Annotated in this window: 7 protein-coding genes; 2 read left to right on the top strand and 5 right to left on the bottom strand. The window is 58.2% G+C overall.

The features are described from left to right. Positions 1-9 precede the first annotated feature (9 nt). The 5 genes from KO088_RS05120 to KO088_RS05100 form a co-directional block, all read right to left on the bottom strand. Entirely contained in the window at positions 10-4,803 is a 4,794-nt protein-coding gene (locus KO088_RS05120; RefSeq protein WP_215493853.1) for a translocation/assembly module TamB domain-containing protein, read from the bottom strand. A gap of 28 nt (positions 4,804-4,831) precedes the next feature. Continuing rightward, positions 4,832-5,920, bottom strand: a complete 1,089-nt coding sequence (locus KO088_RS05115) for a GDP-L-fucose synthase family protein (RefSeq protein ID WP_215493852.1) — start codon at positions 5,918-5,920, stop codon at positions 4,832-4,834. Further along, a complete protein-coding gene (gene gmd, locus KO088_RS05110; protein ID WP_215493851.1) occupies positions 5,920-6,987 on the bottom strand; it encodes a GDP-mannose 4,6-dehydratase in 1,068 nt (355 codons plus the stop codon). The genes KO088_RS05115 and gmd overlap by 1 nt, the downstream gene beginning before the upstream one ends. A 56-nt stretch (positions 6,988-7,043) precedes the next feature. Beyond that, the gene (locus KO088_RS05105) at positions 7,044-9,392 is read right to left on the bottom strand and encodes a transglycosylase domain-containing protein (protein ID WP_215493850.1); all 2,349 of its coding nucleotides are present in this window, start codon (positions 9,390-9,392) and stop codon (positions 7,044-7,046) included. A gap of 284 nt (positions 9,393-9,676) precedes the next feature. Beyond that, complete coding sequence (locus KO088_RS05100; protein ID WP_251419823.1) at positions 9,677-11,935, bottom strand: glycoside hydrolase family 20 protein; 2,259 nt, start codon at positions 11,933-11,935, stop codon at positions 9,677-9,679. Positions 11,936-12,654: 719 nt separating this feature from the next. Between KO088_RS05100 and KO088_RS05095 the strand changes: the two genes are divergently transcribed. Then, on the top strand, positions 12,655-13,647 hold the full coding sequence (locus tag KO088_RS05095) for a lipopolysaccharide kinase InaA family protein (RefSeq protein ID WP_215493849.1): 993 nt from the start codon (positions 12,655-12,657) through the stop codon (positions 13,645-13,647). Between the two features lie 3 nt (positions 13,648-13,650). Next, positions 13,651-15,198: a GH3 auxin-responsive promoter family protein gene (locus KO088_RS05090; RefSeq protein WP_215493848.1), complete on the top strand. Its 1,548-nt coding sequence runs from the start codon at positions 13,651-13,653 to the stop codon at positions 15,196-15,198. Positions 15,199-15,206 lie beyond the last annotated feature (8 nt).

Genomic DNA, 15,206 nt, shown 5'->3' with positions numbered 1-15,206 from the left:
CTGGAGGCCTTACTTCGCTTGGTAGCGGAGGGTAGGCATCGAGTCGCTCGTGAGGCTCGGCTGAGTCGAGAGCGTATCGAGACGGGGCTTCCATACTTGACGGAAGAGCGTCGTCGTGGTGTCGGTCGTCGTCTTCTTGCGCTTACGGCGGAAGAGGTCGAGTAGGCTGGACATCTTGCGGCGTATGACATACCCCACACCCGTCTCGGTGAATTCCCCTTCGAGGACGTTGTCGGTGACGAGCTTGTGGTAGAGACTGAGGTACTGCTCACCGCTCTTATCGAGCTGGTACTGCAGAGATACGTTGTCGAGGAAGGTCTGCCCCTGGTTTGTCACGCCTGCGCCACTCTGCACCTTACCCCCGACGATGATACGTATGCGGTCATTGTAGAAGCGGCGGCTGAAGCTATAGGTGAAGTCCGTGCGAGCAGCCTCACCCGAAGAGCCATCGTAGTGGTCGACGCCGAGGTTGAGGTCGGTGCCTTGGAGGAGCTTGCCTGCGGTCTTGTTGATCTGTGACTGCAGGAGTGAGGTCAGTGCGGAGTTGAGGTCCAGATTGCCTGCCCCCGAGCCACCTGCCAGATACATACCTGTCGCCATAAGGGCGATGGCTTGCTTGCTCTGCTCTTCCTTGGTCATCGTCGAGATGCTATTCTGCCCGGAGAGGTTCTCCGGAGCGGAGATGCCGAAGCTGAGGTTCATCTTGCTGACGTAGTCCTTGATGAGGATGCTGACGTTGAAGTTCACTCGCTGGGAGTTCTCCGACGAGCTGGATACGGTGGCCTTGACCTTATTGACAGCGGAGAAGTTGAGGTAGGGGTTGGATATCGGTCCCGTCCACGTGAGGGTGCTGGTGGGATCGATGGAGAAGCGCTTATTGCCCACGACGGGGAGGGTGTAGCTCAGCTCGCCACCACCACTCATCTCGTAGCGTCCCGTCATACTCATCTCGCCGTAGGGCGGATAGGTGAAATGAAGCGTGCCGCCCCCCTGTGCATGGACATAGTCTGTGCCGCCAGCCGTGAGGTCGGCGCCGATAAGTACCGAGGGGTCCACGTTGATCGTCAGATTCACATCAAGCCCACCAAGGGAGGTGGGGGCGATCTCTACCTTCTTTGTGAAGAGGGTGTCGGAGAAGTCGATGAACTGGACGAGCTGATCGGTCTGCTGGCTGGCTGTCAGCGGGTCTTCGCGCATGACGTAGGTGCAGTTCGTACCGCTGAGTACGTTCACGCTACCGCGGACGCGCAGTGAGGTAAGGGGACCCGTAGCCACCATACGTGTCGAGGCGATGATCTTACCATAGAGGAGCTGGTCGTCACGGGTGGGGCGAGGCTCGTCGAGGAGGGTCAGCTCATCAGAGGTGATGCGTAGCGAAGCCGTAGCCTGTGGTGTGGTACTCTTATGTATCGAGCCATCGATATAGATCGCCTTCTTCGGATCTCCTGAGGGACGTAGTGCATAGTGGTCAAAGAAGATATCTGAGCCCTCCATGCGTACGGGGATAGAGTCGAGAGCAAGGTGTGTCCCGTAGGCGTTGAGGTTCAGCATACCCTTGTTTAGGTGCATCTGCCCCGAGAGAAGTGGCTCGGTGAGCTTCCCTGAGAGTCTGATACTCCCGTTGGCTGTCCCCGCAAGCGTGGTACTATTCTCCGCGAGGAAGGGGTTCGCAAGCTCCAGCGGGAAGGAGGTAAGCGTGAGTGTTCCCTTGAGCGGGGAGACCTTCTCACGGGGATAGTAGATCCCATCGATGCTCATCGCTGGCTGACCGTTGTAGCCAATTTCCCCAGTGATATAATGGGAGTCACCGCTACGTGGCTCGTAGAAGAGGGAGGAGGTGAAGTGTCCGAGCTTCTTGTCCTCGTAGCGTAGGTCGCTGATGGAGAGGTCACCCGAGATCGTCGGCTGCTGGCTGAGGTCGCCCTTACGCTGGTAGTGGACGTCGCCGAAGAAGATCCCACCGACGTCGGGGAGTCCCAGACTGCGGTAGTCCTCAAGATGGAGGTTGTGGATACTGAGTAGGATGTCCTGCACTCCAGGTGTCTCCTCGGTGCCCTGCAGGGAGAATTCGCCTCGCTTCTCACCGGTGAGCTTGAGTGAGCCGAGGAGGAAGTTGTCCCGCTTACGTAGGCTGAGCTGGTTGTCGGGATTGATGGTGTAGTCGTTGTAGGCGATACGTAGGCGGTCACCGAGGAAGTGAAGCTGGTAAGCTTCGCCCGACCAGCTACCCGAAGCCTCGGCAGCGTGCACGGTCTGTCCCCGCTCATCCTGATAGGAGACGTCGAGGTGTCCGCTCTCGAGACTTGTGCGTAGGTCGGTGTTGATAGTGAAGCCTTCTTGCTCGCGGAAGTGGGACTTCATGACCGTACCGAAGAGAGCGAGGGACATGCTATCACCTCGTGCGATAGCTGTGCGCTCAGTGGAGATATTGAGCTGGGCCGCGTTGATGCGGAGAGTGTCAACGCGAAGATCGGAGATGGCTACATTGCCACTGATCCCATTTTGGGGAGAGGTAGCGAGGTTGGCCGTCAGGGAACCTACGGCGATACGCTGCTCTGCGAGGTAGTAGCGGAGTGGGTTGTCCTTGCCCATGGAGAGGCTGAAGGTCGCCTTCGGTAGGTGGATAGCGAGGTCCTCAAGATGCTTCGTCGCGGACTTTCCTGAGGTGATGAGCTCGATCTGACGGAGGGTCTCATCGAGTAGGAGCGTGACGTCCTTCTGCGCTACGGTGGGGCTGCTCCCGACATAGAGGGAGGCCTTCATATCGCCCGAGGTGAGGCCGGCATGAATGTCTTGTGACGACGTGGATACATGAAGCTCAGCCTGTGGTGGGGCGATCTTCTCATCGCCCATAGTGAAGCTCATACCATCAAGTACGGCTTGTATGGTGTGCGTGTCTTTGAGGTCGGAGCGGAGCTCACCCTCCAGACGGAGCTTCCCCGCAAGTGGTGTCTCGGAGAAGCCCAAGCGCTGGAGGTCGAGGTCAACGAGCTCCAGTCCGATGCCTGTATTGATGCCTTGGCGGGAGAAGATCCCGTCAAGCTGGAGCGTAAAGTTTGCCCCAGGGTTCATGCTGTTGAGGGAGAGCCCGAGGTTCCCCGACTGGAGGGAGCCGTCGAGGGTGATGTCTTGCAGATGCATGCTACCCCGATTTGCCTCATGCAGTCGGCCTCGGATAGAGAGCTGCGTATGGGGACTGAGTGGATCGAAGCCGCGCCCCTGAAGAGCTACGTCAAGGCTAACCAGCCCGATGGAGTCCTGAGGCATGAAGTGGCGGCCATCAATATCCTGTGCCTTCAGCACCAGGTCATAGGTCTTAGTGGCCTCAGTGAAGTGGCCCTTCAGCTGGAGCTTGCCCGTACCCTCCTCTGCTGTGAGATCTCCCTCATAACGGCCTCGACGGATGTCGACATCACCAGAGAGTGTGAGTGGGCTGGGGATGCGATAGGTCTTAGCTTGCTCGGGAGCAAGGAGTCCGAGGAGGGTATTAGCCTTGGGACCCACACGTCCACGAAGCTTGAGACGACCTGAGCGGTGCATCTCAAGGACTTCGCTGAGCGTCCCCGAGAGATTGAGGTCAAGGATGTCGGGCCACTTGAGCTCGGCCTGACGAATCTGTATCGCGGTGAGTGTCCCCGTCAGCTCGGTCTGTATCTTGAGTGGCGCAAGGAGGCGGTGTCGGGCGAAGGTGTTGAAAAGTTCGCGTCCATCACGGGTCTCTTGGAGCGTCTTTCCTGCGAAGAGGAGGACGTCCTTGATGCCGAGAGAAGTGTTGGTAGATAGCTCGAGCTGTGCCTTGCGGTCAGACTGTAGGAGGCTCCAGGGCATGGAGAGATAGCCCTTAATGGAGGAGGCATCGGTGATGAGATCAAGCCCATCAAGGCGCATAGCGAGGCTGTCCATCTGATAGTGTCCGCTGAGATGGAGGAGCTTCAGCCCCGACTGCTCACGCAGCTGTGCGTGCCGTAGAAGGAGGCTAAGTCGCATACCCTCAGAGTCGATGTCCTCACCCTCGAGGTGGAGGTCATGGATCTGGATGTGCTGGGGATCGAAGAAGGGGAGCTTGGAGAAGTTCTGGTCGACGGAGTAGCGTAGGCTCTTCGCATCGATCTTGGCGTGGGCGACCTGGAAGCGCATCTTATTGAGGTCAGCTTCTCCGCGATCGATCTTGAGGCGGTCGACATCCGTATCGATGAGGAGTGAATCCAGCGGCATGGCGACCTCAATGCGAGTCTTCTGCAGATCTATCTCGCCAGCTCGGATGAGCCACTTCAGCGGCTCACTCTCTTCCTCAGGCCTCTTCGTGGTGTCGGTCGAGTAGTAGCGGATGTAGCCCCCCTGGGTCGTGAGGCGGTTGAGGTCAACGCGCTCCTTGTTGAGATCAACGAAGAGCTGCTCGGCAGTGGCTGCTGGGAGGTGTACTTGCAGGAGGCTCAAGCCGAGGCTGTCGCGCTGATTGTAGGTCAGGCTGTCGAGAGCAATACGAGGGACCTCGACTTGGCTGTCGAAGAGGGGGCGTAGGGCAGGGGAGAGACTGAGCGACCCGACCGAGATGAGTGTGTCGCCAGGACTGCGGAGGACCTGTAGCTTCTGAAGCGAGAGGTCAAGAGGGAAGGCGAGGTGGATGTTCCCAACAGATACCTGCATCCCAGTCTTCTCCGATAGGTAGGCAGCGGTGCGCTGTACGACAAAGCGCTGCACGGGCGGTACGTATAGTAGTACTGCTACAAGAAGGATTAGGACGAAGGGCGTGAGGAGGATTCCCCACAAGATACGCTTGATGTACTTGGAGCGTCGGGACATCTCAGACGAGGTCGCTTCGGGGATGCTATTAGTGGGTACGGTACCAGTCGAAGAGGCGCTGTACGCCGTCCTCGATCTCCACCTGATGGTGCCAGCCAAGGCTGTGGAGCTTCTCTACGGAGGTGAGCTTGCGCATCGTGCCGTCGGGCTTGGTTCTGTCCCACTCAATACGTCCCTTGAAGCCGATGGTGCGGGCGATGAGCTGTGCCAGCTCACCGATCGTGATCTCCTTCCCCGTGCCGATATTGACGTGGCAGTTGCGGATGGGGCTGCCATCTTGGGGGCAGAGTGAGCGGAAGTCCGTATTGAGAAGGATGTGTACCGAGGCATCGGCCATATCTTCACTCCAGAGGAATTCTCTCAGCGGACGGCCTGAGCCCCAGAGGTTGACCTGGCCGGAGTGGATGCCGAAGCGCTCAAGGAGCGTGAGGATAGTCGCCTCATCTCCCGTGCCGTCTTCGCCAGCGACGGGGCGCTTGCTTAGGTCTATGCGCACAGCCTGCCAGTCTCTGTGCTGCAGACGATCGGCAAGGTAGATCTTGCGGATCATCGCTGGTAGGACGTGGCTATTCTCGAGGTGAAAGTTATCGTTGGGGCCGTAGAGGTTCGTCGGCATGACTGCGATGTAGTTCGTGCCGTACTGGAGGTTGAAGCTCTCGCACATCTTGAGCCCTGCGATCTTAGCGATAGCATAAGGTTCGTTGGTGTACTCCAGAGGAGCAGTGAGGAGGGCTTCTTCGCGGAGAGGCTGCTCGGCCTCTCTGGGATAGATGCAGGTGCTGCCGAGGAAGAGGAGGTGCTTTACGCCGTGGCGGAAGCTCTCTCCGATGACGTTCTGTTGTATCTGGAGGTTGTCGTAGATGAAGTCAGCACGATAGGTATTGTTCGCCATGATCCCCCCGACGTGTGCTGCTGCGAGGATCACCGCCTCGGGGCGCTCCTCATCGAAGAACGCACGCACAGCGACGGGATCCGTGAGGTCTAGCTCACCATGGGTACGGCCGATGAGGTTGGTGTAATCACGCTGCTCAAGGTTGCGCCAGATAGCGGAGCCTACGAGCCCACGATGCCCTGCGACATAGATCTTGGTCGAAGGGGAGAGTTTGGGTGAGTCCATTAGGCGTGCTTGTGGGATTGGACGTAGGCGACATCATGGCGTACCATGATCCGTACCAGCTCTTCGAAGGAGGTCTTGCTGGGATTCCATCCGAGGAGTTCCTTGGCCTTTGTGGGGTCGCCCAAGAGGGTCTCTACTTCGGCAGGGCGGAAGTACTTCGGGTCAACCTCGACGAGGACGCGACCTGTGGTGATATCGATACCACGCTCTTCGACTCCTTCACCCTCCCAGCGTAGGTCGATACCTACCTCGTGGAAGGCGCGCTCGGTGAACTCACGTACGGAGTGCTGCTCACCAGTAGCGATGACGAAGTCCTCGGGGGTGTCGTGCTGCAGCATGAGCCACATGCACTCGACATAGTCACGGGCATAGCCCCAGTCGCGCAGGGCACTGAGGTTCCCGAGGTAGAGCTTGTCCTGCTCTCCTGCTGCAATACGAGCAGCAGCCAGAGTGATCTTGCGGGTGACGAAGGTCTCGCCACGGCGCTCACTCTCGTGGTTGAAGAGGATACCGTTGACGGCGAACATACCGTAGCTCTCGCGGTAGTTCTTTGTGATCCAGAAGCCGTAGAGCTTAGCTACCCCATAGGGGGAGCGAGGATAGAAGGGCGTTGTCTCACGCTGGGGGATCTCCTGTACCAGACCAAAGAGCTCAGAAGTCGAGGCCTGATAGATCTTCGTCTTCTTTTCCAGCCCGAGGATGCGGACAGCCTCGAGGAGACGTAGTGTACCTGTGGCGTCGGTCTCGGCAGTGTACTCAGGTACATCGAAGGAGACCTTCACATGGCTCTGAGCTGCGAGGTTATAGATCTCGTCGGGCTGGGTCTGCTGGATGATGCGGATGAGCGAACTGGAGTCGGTCATATCGCCATAGTGCAGGTTGAGTGCCCGACCACGCTTCATGTCGCGCACCCACTCCTCGAAGTAAAGGTGCTCGATACGCTCCGTGTTGAAGGACGAGGAGCGTCGGATGATACCATGGACTTCGTAGCCCTTTTCGATGAGGAACTCTGCGAGGAAGGAGCCGTCCTGGCCCGTTACCCCGGTGATGAGTGCGACCTTATTCACGTGCTATATCTATTGGTCTTATCTATTCGGTATGCAGTAGGGATTTCCTTCCCCCCTTAGAATGGGGTGTAGGAGCCTATGGAGTCGGGGTTGACACCCTCGTAGATCTCGACGGCCTCGTCGCTATTGCCTGCATCGTAGCAGGGCGAGAAGCCCTCGGGGAGCTGGAAGGGTATGTTGGAGAGGTAGCCGAGCTTGCTATCTCCGTAGACCTTCTTGAGGAACTTCCCGAAGATAGGCAGTGCAGCCGCCGCCCCCTGACCGAAGGCCATCGAGTTGAAGCGCACGCTACGCTCTTCACCACCTACCCAGCAGCCAGCTACGAGGTCGGGAGTGAAGCCCATGAACCATGCGTCACTATTATTCTGCGTCGTACCGGTCTTACCGCCCAGAGGCATCTGCAGGCCGAAGGAGGAGCGTAGGCGTCCCCCCGTACCGCCGTTGACGACGTTCTGGAGCATGTAGAGCATCTTGTGTGCAGCGTCAGCGGTCAGTACCTCAGTCATCTTCGGAGCGAAGGTCGCGACGATATTGCCGTGCATATCCTCGATCTGAGTGACGAGGATGGGATCTACACGTACGCCGTCATTGACGAAGGTGGTGTAGCCCGAGACCATCTCGCCGACGGTCGCTTCGGGAGTACCGAGCGACATAGCCATCGTAGCCTCGATGGGGCCACGTAGACCATAGCTCTCCAAGAGACGCTTGAAGGTCAGCGGAGAGGTACGGCTCATCAGCTCGGCCGTCACCCAGTTGTCGGAGTTCTGAAGCCCCCACTGGATGGAGACCATCTCACCGACGCGGCGGTGGTTGGTATTACGTGGGGTCCAGGTCTGCCCGTTGTCGAGGCGGTAGGTACGCTGTACGTGGAGGACCTGATCGCAGGGGGAAGCCCCGTCAATCATCGCCAGAGAGTAGAGGAAGGGCTTGATGATAGACCCCGTCTGACGGCGCCCGTCAGACACCATGTCGTACTGGAACTGGGAGAAGTTAATGTCACCCACATAGGCCAAGACGTGGCCGTTGTGAGGGTTCATCGCTACGAAGCCCGAGCGGAGGATCCCCTTCATATAGCGGATCGAGTCGAGGGGCGTCATCACCGTATCGCGCTGACCACGCCAAGACCAGACCTGCATCTTCGTCTTGCGGTCGAACTGCGCACGGATCTCCGAATCCGACAGTCCGTCCTCCTTGCCTAGACGCCAGCGTTCAGACTGGCGGATGGCACGCTCAAGGATCTTCTTACGCTGATCGGCTGAGATCGAGGTGCTGAAGGGATCGCCACCACGAGCGCGGCGCTCGCGGTCGAAGGCTGGCTGGAGATGCCCTGCGAGGTGCTCCTCAACGGCCTCCTCAGCGTAGCGCTGCATAGCGGGGTTGATCGTCGTATAGATCTTCAGCCCGTCTGTATAGATATTGTATGGGGAGCCGTCAGGCTTGCGGTTCTTATTACACCAGCCGTAGAGCGGGTTGGTCTCCCACTGGATGCTGTCGTCGCGGAACTTGGCGTACTGCCACGAAGCATAGTCGCTGCGGTCGGGCTTATCCGCCATCATAATCTTACGCAGGTGCTCACGGAAGTAGGGGGCTATACCCTGCTTGTGGTCCATGCGGTGGAAGGACGTCTTGATGGGGAGACGTGAGAGGGAGTCGACTTCGCGCTCTGTGAGGTAGCCAGCCTTCTCCATCTGCTGGAAGACGGTGTTGCGTCGCTCCATGGGGAGGGGGCTATTAGCGCGGAGGATGGGGTTGTAGATAGAGGGGTTCTTACACATCCCGATGAGCATCGCTGACTCCTGGAGGTTAAGCTCTGCGGGCGTCTTCCCGAAGTAGGTGAAGGCAGCCGAGCGGATCCCTACGGCGTTGTAGAGGAAGTCGAACTGGTTCAGATACATCGCCAGGATCTCCTCCTTCGTGTAGTAGCGCTCAAGCTTAGCTGCGATGACCCACTCCACGGGCTTCTTCATCATACGGGTGAAGAAGTTGGAGCTGGGAGGAGAGTAGAGCATCTTAGCCAGCTGCTGGGTGATGGTGCTACCACCCCCTGCACTCTTCTGCTGCAGGATACCCGTCTTGAAGATGGCACGTGCGAGCGAACGGAAGTCAATACCCGAGTGCCCCTCGAAGCGAACGTCTTCCGTAGCGATGAGAGCCTTGACGAGGTTGGGAGAGAGGTCCTTATAGTCAACAAGGACGCGGTTGGAGCCCCCGTGAGCATAGGAACCGATGACCTCACCATCAGCGGCGAGGACCTGTGAGGCGTATTTGTCGATCGGGTTCTGAAGCTGCTCGATCGGGGGCAGGTAGCCTATCCACCCCATGGAAATAGCGAAGATACCGCCTAAGATGCTTATCCAGACCAGTGCAAAGGTCAGCCAAAGCAAGGACTTGATCTTATGTTTCATCTAATAATTTATCATCTGTCACCCCTTCATTGGTGGGCGATGAAATTGCCCCAAAGAGGTGCTGTGGAATGCCCGTTCTCCGTCTGGATCCACGGGCGCATACTCGGCACAAAGTTATTAACTTTTCCCTACTTATTGGAGAGTAGGCTTATCGCTTAGCGGTAGGAGGGGAGGTCGATGAGGGGAGAGGTACTATACGAGCCGTCCCCAGATGAGCAGTATCTCGCTCGTCTGGGGACGGTGTCATATATATTATGGTATAGCCGCTGTGGCTATCGGGAGGCTTAGTGCACGATGATCTCGTCGCAGAAGATGAAGTGCCCAGCCGAGCGGTTGTTGCTTGCCTTCACGCGGACATAGCGCGCACGCTCCTTCATCGGGAAAGAGAAGGTCTCGAAGACGGGCTTATAGATGTCCTCAGAGGTGAGCGTCTTCTGGCGAGCTACGCTGCGGAAGTTCACGCCGTCATCACTCAGGAGGATCTCTACATCACCGGGCATGTAGACCCACTGGACGCGCTCCTGCATGAACTTGGCGAAGATGTGGCTGAGCTCCGTCACGGCACCGAGGTCGATCGTCACGTCCATAGGTGAGGTGAAGCCCTGCCAGCGACCATCGAGGTAGGTGGGCGTACCACGCACGCCATCGATGAGGGCGCGTGAGCCACCTGCGGTGTAGCGCTCATTCCACGTGCAGTCGTTGTAGGTGATCTTCTTGCCGATAGCCTTGTGGTAGTCGGTGCGGAAGGAGATCATAGGGGCAGCATCGATCATCTTGTCGCCCTCGAAGAGGCGGGCTTTGACGATGAGGGAGTCGCGTGAGGTAAGAGGCGTACCTGTGTAGCGAGGCGAGCGAGCTGTGGGCTCTGTGCCGTCCGTCGTGTAGCGGATGTCAGCTGTGGGGCGCTCACTGTCGAGGCTTACAGAGACGAGGTGCTTCACGGTGTCGACCTCATTGATGGCAGCGATACGGCGCAGAGGATAGACGTTGATGCCACGCTTCTTGAGTGCGGGGACGTGGTAGTTCACACGCGTCAGGAAGTTCTTATAGTCACGATCCTGCTGGGGCGTCCATGCGACTTCCGAGAGTGCCAGGATACGGGGGAAGAGCATGTATTCGGCATGGGGCTCATCGAGGACGTACTCCGTCCAGAGGTTGGCCTGTACACCGAGGACGTGCTTGGTCTCGGCAGGCGTCAGTTCCTTAGGTACGGGGTTGTACGAATAGACCTTCTCCAGAGGGATGAAGCCGCCATTAGCGCGGGGCTCGTGATCGGACTCACGCTGATAGAGGTCCAGATAGACGTGGCTATTGGGGGTGAGGATGACATCGTGGCCTTCCTTGGCAGCCTGGATAGCGCCCTCTTCGCCACGCCAGCTCATGACCGTAGCGTCGGGAGCGAGACCACCCATGAGGATCTCATCCCAGCCGATGAGCTTACGTCCCTTGCTGTTGAGGTACTTCTCGATACGGCGGATCATATAGCTCTGGAGCTCATGCTCGTCCTTGAGCCCCTCGCTCTTCATACGTGCCTGACACTTGGCGCACTTGCCCCAGTGCTTCATCGTAGCTTCGTCGCCACCGATGTGGATGTACTTCGAGGGGAAGATCGCCATGACTTCGTCGAGGATATCTTCGAAGAACTTGAAGGTCTTCTCATTCCCGATACATACGTCGGAGTTCTCAAAGGCCCATTCGTTGAGACAGCTCAGCTCGGGATAAGCAGCGAAGATCTCGTTGCTATGTCCTGGGAGCTCGATCTCAGGGATGACCGTGATGCCGAGGCGGGTAGCGTGGTTGAGTACGGCATGGATGTCCTCCAGGCTGTAGTAGCCGCCGTAGCTCCCAGGGGTGCCTTCGTCGACGAAGCGGCGATCCTTCTGCCACCACTGATCCCAATCGCTTACTGTGCGGAAGGCTGCCTTCTTCGTCAGGAGGGGGTACTTCTTCGAGGGGAAGCGCCAGCCACCACCGTCGACGAGGTGCCAGTGGAAGCGGTTCAGCTTATAGCGAGCCATCTCATCCAAGAGGCGGATGATCATATCGCGGTTCATAAAGTGACGCGAGACGTCGAGCATCACGCCGCGATAGGCCAGGCGTGCTGAGTCGGTGATGGTGAGGTAGGGTAGGGCTCCTCCGTACTGCTGAGTGATCTGCAGGAGGGACTGCGTACCCTGTCGGAGACCCGCTTCATCACGGGCAGTGAGGGTGATCCCCTGCTTGCCGATCTCGAGGCGGTAGCCTTCGAGGCCTGGGACGGAGGCATCGAGACGGGTCGTGATAAGACCCTTCATGCGGCCCTTGGCAGCGGTCGTGGTGAAGGACTGCTTCTTGAGTCCGTCGCTGAGGGAGGTGGGTGCTCCAGCGGAGAGACGGAGGGTATGGGGCAGACGGAGCGTGCCCATGCCATAGGTGACGCTTACGGGGCGTGGGATGAGCTGAAGGCTATCCACAGCCGCCTCAGCCTGAGTCGCGAAGAGGCTCGTCAGGGAGAGGGACAAGGCGAGTGCCGTATAGCGTAAGCCCTGGGTAGTCATTCGCATAGTGCTGTCGTATGTAACTATTTAGAGGGTGAATATATTCGTGTATCTACAAAGATAGCTCTTCCATAGTGCCCAGCAATAATAGGGGGTGGTGGCAACCTATATTGCTTTGCGCTCCGACCTATATAGGAAGGCGAGGAAAGCTATATAGCTTTGAACTGATTTCTATATAGCTTTCGGTGCGAAGCTATATAGCTTTGTGAAGCGACCTCTATTAGCTTGTTGCTCCGCGTAGGGATAAAAGTTGCGGACGAGTGGGAGATAAGTTTGGACTACGTACGTGGCTCTAATATCTACGTACGTGGATATTTGGACTGACGTGCCTGGTCTTTAAGACTACGTGCGTAGATAGAAGAATACCACTACGTGAAGGCGGTTTTTTCTTCACGAGAACGATGCTTTTCCCTCCGCTGGATGAGAGGAATACTTGCGATAAGGCAAAGGGCTTGCTCGGTCACTTCGGAGAGGTATATCGGGGAGCTGGGTGCACGATACCTTAGCAGAATAAATAGAGGGCAGGACTCTCGGTAGCAGGCTCCTCTATTCATTCGTGTACCAAACAAATAGTGGTTTGCAGATCAACTTTGCCTCCATACGGCTTGCCGATGAGGAGGCGATTTTGATGCAGGAGCCTCGCGCTCCAAGCAATGGGCGGGGATAGTTTGTATCTTTGCTACTGAACCACGGCGAAGGTCTTCGCCCCTAATGATACGAAAGATTTGCTCCGATATCACAGCGTCGTCCCCGAGGGTGAGGCCCTTCTGACCCAGCTTCTCAGCTATATTCACCTCCACGAAGGGGGGAGCAGCGAGCTCCCTCCAGCAGTGCATATCACCGAGATCTACCGCGGGCGCAATGTCCTCTACCGTGTCGAGTGCCCTGAGGGGGACTTTACGATCAAGCACTTCGGGCGCTTGTCGCTCCTGCGTCGCCTCTACTATGGCTGGACGAACTCCAGCAAGGCACGGCGCTCCCTGCTGAATGCCGTGCAGCTCTCAGCCTACGGCATTGCCACCCCCGAGCCCATCGGCTATGCCGAAGAGCGGAGCGCACTGGGCGGTCTCGAGGACAGCTATTACGTCACGCGCTACCTCGCCTTCACGGGGGTCGACCTTCAGTATGAGGCTCGCTCGGGTGAGGTCAATGAGTCGCTGACGCGTGCGCTGGCTACCTTCCTCGCCGAGCTCCACGAGAGTGGTATCGTGCACGAAGATCTCTCGCCAGGGAATATCCCCTATATATATGATCGCGCGAAGGAGGAGTACACGTTCATGCTCGTCGACCTGAACCGCATGTACTTCACCGCTACTCCGCTGAGCCTGCGTGCGAGTATTCGCAATCTTGATCGCCTCTTCGCCCATCCCCGTGCTACCGAAGCTCTCGGTCGTGCCTATGCTGAGGCGCGAGGCTGGGATCCTGCTGTGGTGCAGCCTGCCCTCGAGGCCGCCTGCGATAGCTTCTGGCTTCACCGCCTACCGAAGCTGGCACTGCGCTATGCCCAGCGCTCCGAAGGGATGAGTGCCCCCACCTTCCTCCGTCACTACAATGCTTATCTCCGCTGGCGTCGCCTGCGTCATCTCTGCCCCGCCGGGAGCTGGCAGCGTGCACTCCATGCCCGCGAGTCGGCCTTCTATACCCGCTATCTCGAGGTAGAGGACGTGCGCCGTGCACTCGCCAAGCGTGAGAACTATCCCCATACCCCCCTCTCTTAGTCTATGGATCTCAAGACCAGTCTCGTCTATCAGGTTGCGAAGCTTCGTCTACGCCGTATCGAGCAGTATGCCACACGTGCCGAAGAGCTTCAAGCTGAGCAGCTCCGCCATATCCTCGCCCGTGCAGCCCGCACCGACTTCGGGCGCCGCTATGGACTCACCCGCAAGACGACGTACAGCTCCTACTGCACCGATGTACCCATCGTAGACTACGAGGGGCTGAAGGACGATATCGAGCGCATGACCCGTGGCGAGCGTGATGTCCTCGTGCCTGGGTCTTGCCAGTGGTTCGCCAAGTCCAGCGGTACGACGAGCGACCGCAGTAAGTACATCCCCGTACCCTATCTCCATCTGCAGGACTGCCACTATCGTGGTGGGAGCGATGCGCTGTGGATCTATCTGAGGAACTACCCCGACTCCCGCTTCTTCTCGACGAAGGGGCTCGTCCTCGGGGGGAGTCACAGTCCTATGCCCCTAAGCGGAGGCAAGGCTTTCTCGGGAGACCTCAGTGCCATCCTCGTCGAGCACATGCCACTTCTCGGAGATATGCTCCGTGTGCCTTCGCGCGAGACGCTCCTGATGAGCGAGTGGACTGCGAAGATGCAGGCCATCGTGCAGGAGGTCGCCACCGCACGTGTGGGGAGTCTCTCGGGTGTGCCTTCGTGGATGCTCGTCCTACTGAAGGAGGTGCTCCAAGCTACGGGGCGCGAGACGATCACCGAAGTATGGCCCGACCTGGAGGTCTTCTTCCACGGGGGGATTAGCTTCACTCCCTACCGTAGTACCTACGCCGAACTTATCCCCTCTGAGCGTATGCGCTACGAGGAGACATACAATGCCAGTGAGGGCTTCTTCGCTATCCAGGATGACCCAGCTGAGGCGGGGATGCTCCTGATGCTGGACTACGGGATCTTCTACGAGTTCATCCCGCTGGATGAGCTACCCGCCTCGGGCGACTACTCGAGCTGTCGTGCTCTCCGTCTGGAGGAGGTCGAGCTCGGGCGTGACTACGCCATGGTCATCTCGACTCTGGGTGGTCTCTACCGCTATATCATCGGCGATACGGTGCGCTTCACCTCGCTCCACCCCTACCGCATCGTCATCACGGGCCGCACGAAGCACTTCATCAATGCCTTTGGTGAGGAGGTGATGGTCGCCAATACCGATGCGGCTCTGAGCGAAGCCTGCCGTCGTGATGGCCGAGCACGTGTGAGCGAATACACGGCAGCGCCGCGCTTCTTCCTCGACGAAGGGAAGGGGCGACATGAGTGGCTCATTGAGTTCGAGGAGCCTCCCCGTGATCTCGCGACATTTACCTCCGACCTCGATACTGCTCTGCGCGCGCTGAACTCCGACTACGATGCTAAGCGCTATGAGGATATGACCCTCCTTCCACTCACGGTAGATGTTGCTCCGAAGGGGCTCTTCCACCGCTGGCTCGAGAGTGAAGGCAAGCTCGGTGGGCAGCACAAGGTGCCACGTCTCTCCAATAGTCGTCACTACCTCGAGACACTACTTGCCCTTGTCACGCCTTCTTCCTCCGAACTATAATCCGCTCA

This window comes from Porphyromonas bobii (assembly GCF_943169685.1).
In the GTDB taxonomy this organism is placed as follows: Bacteria; Bacteroidota; Bacteroidia; order Bacteroidales; family Porphyromonadaceae; genus Porphyromonas; species Porphyromonas pasteri.
The sequence above is the reverse complement of the archived record's forward strand: the minus strand, read 5'-3'. Positions and strand labels throughout refer to the sequence as shown.

Excerpts from the sequence above, each read along its gene's own strand:
- KO088_RS05100 (WP_251419823.1), bottom strand. The coding sequence starts at position 11,935 with ATGCGAATGACTACCCAGGGCTTACGCTATACGGCACTCGCCTTGTCC.
- KO088_RS05115 (WP_215493852.1), bottom strand. The coding sequence starts at position 5,920 with ATGGACTCACCCAAACTCTCCCCTTCGACCAAGATCTATGTCGCAGGG.
- KO088_RS05090 (WP_215493848.1), top strand. The coding sequence starts at position 13,651 with ATGGATCTCAAGACCAGTCTCGTCTATCAGGTTGCGAAGCTTCGTCTA.
- KO088_RS05120 (WP_215493853.1), bottom strand. The coding sequence starts at position 4,803 with ATGTCCCGACGCTCCAAGTACATCAAGCGTATCTTGTGGGGAATCCTC.
- KO088_RS05105 (WP_215493850.1), bottom strand. The coding sequence starts at position 9,392 with ATGAAACATAAGATCAAGTCCTTGCTTTGGCTGACCTTTGCACTGGTC.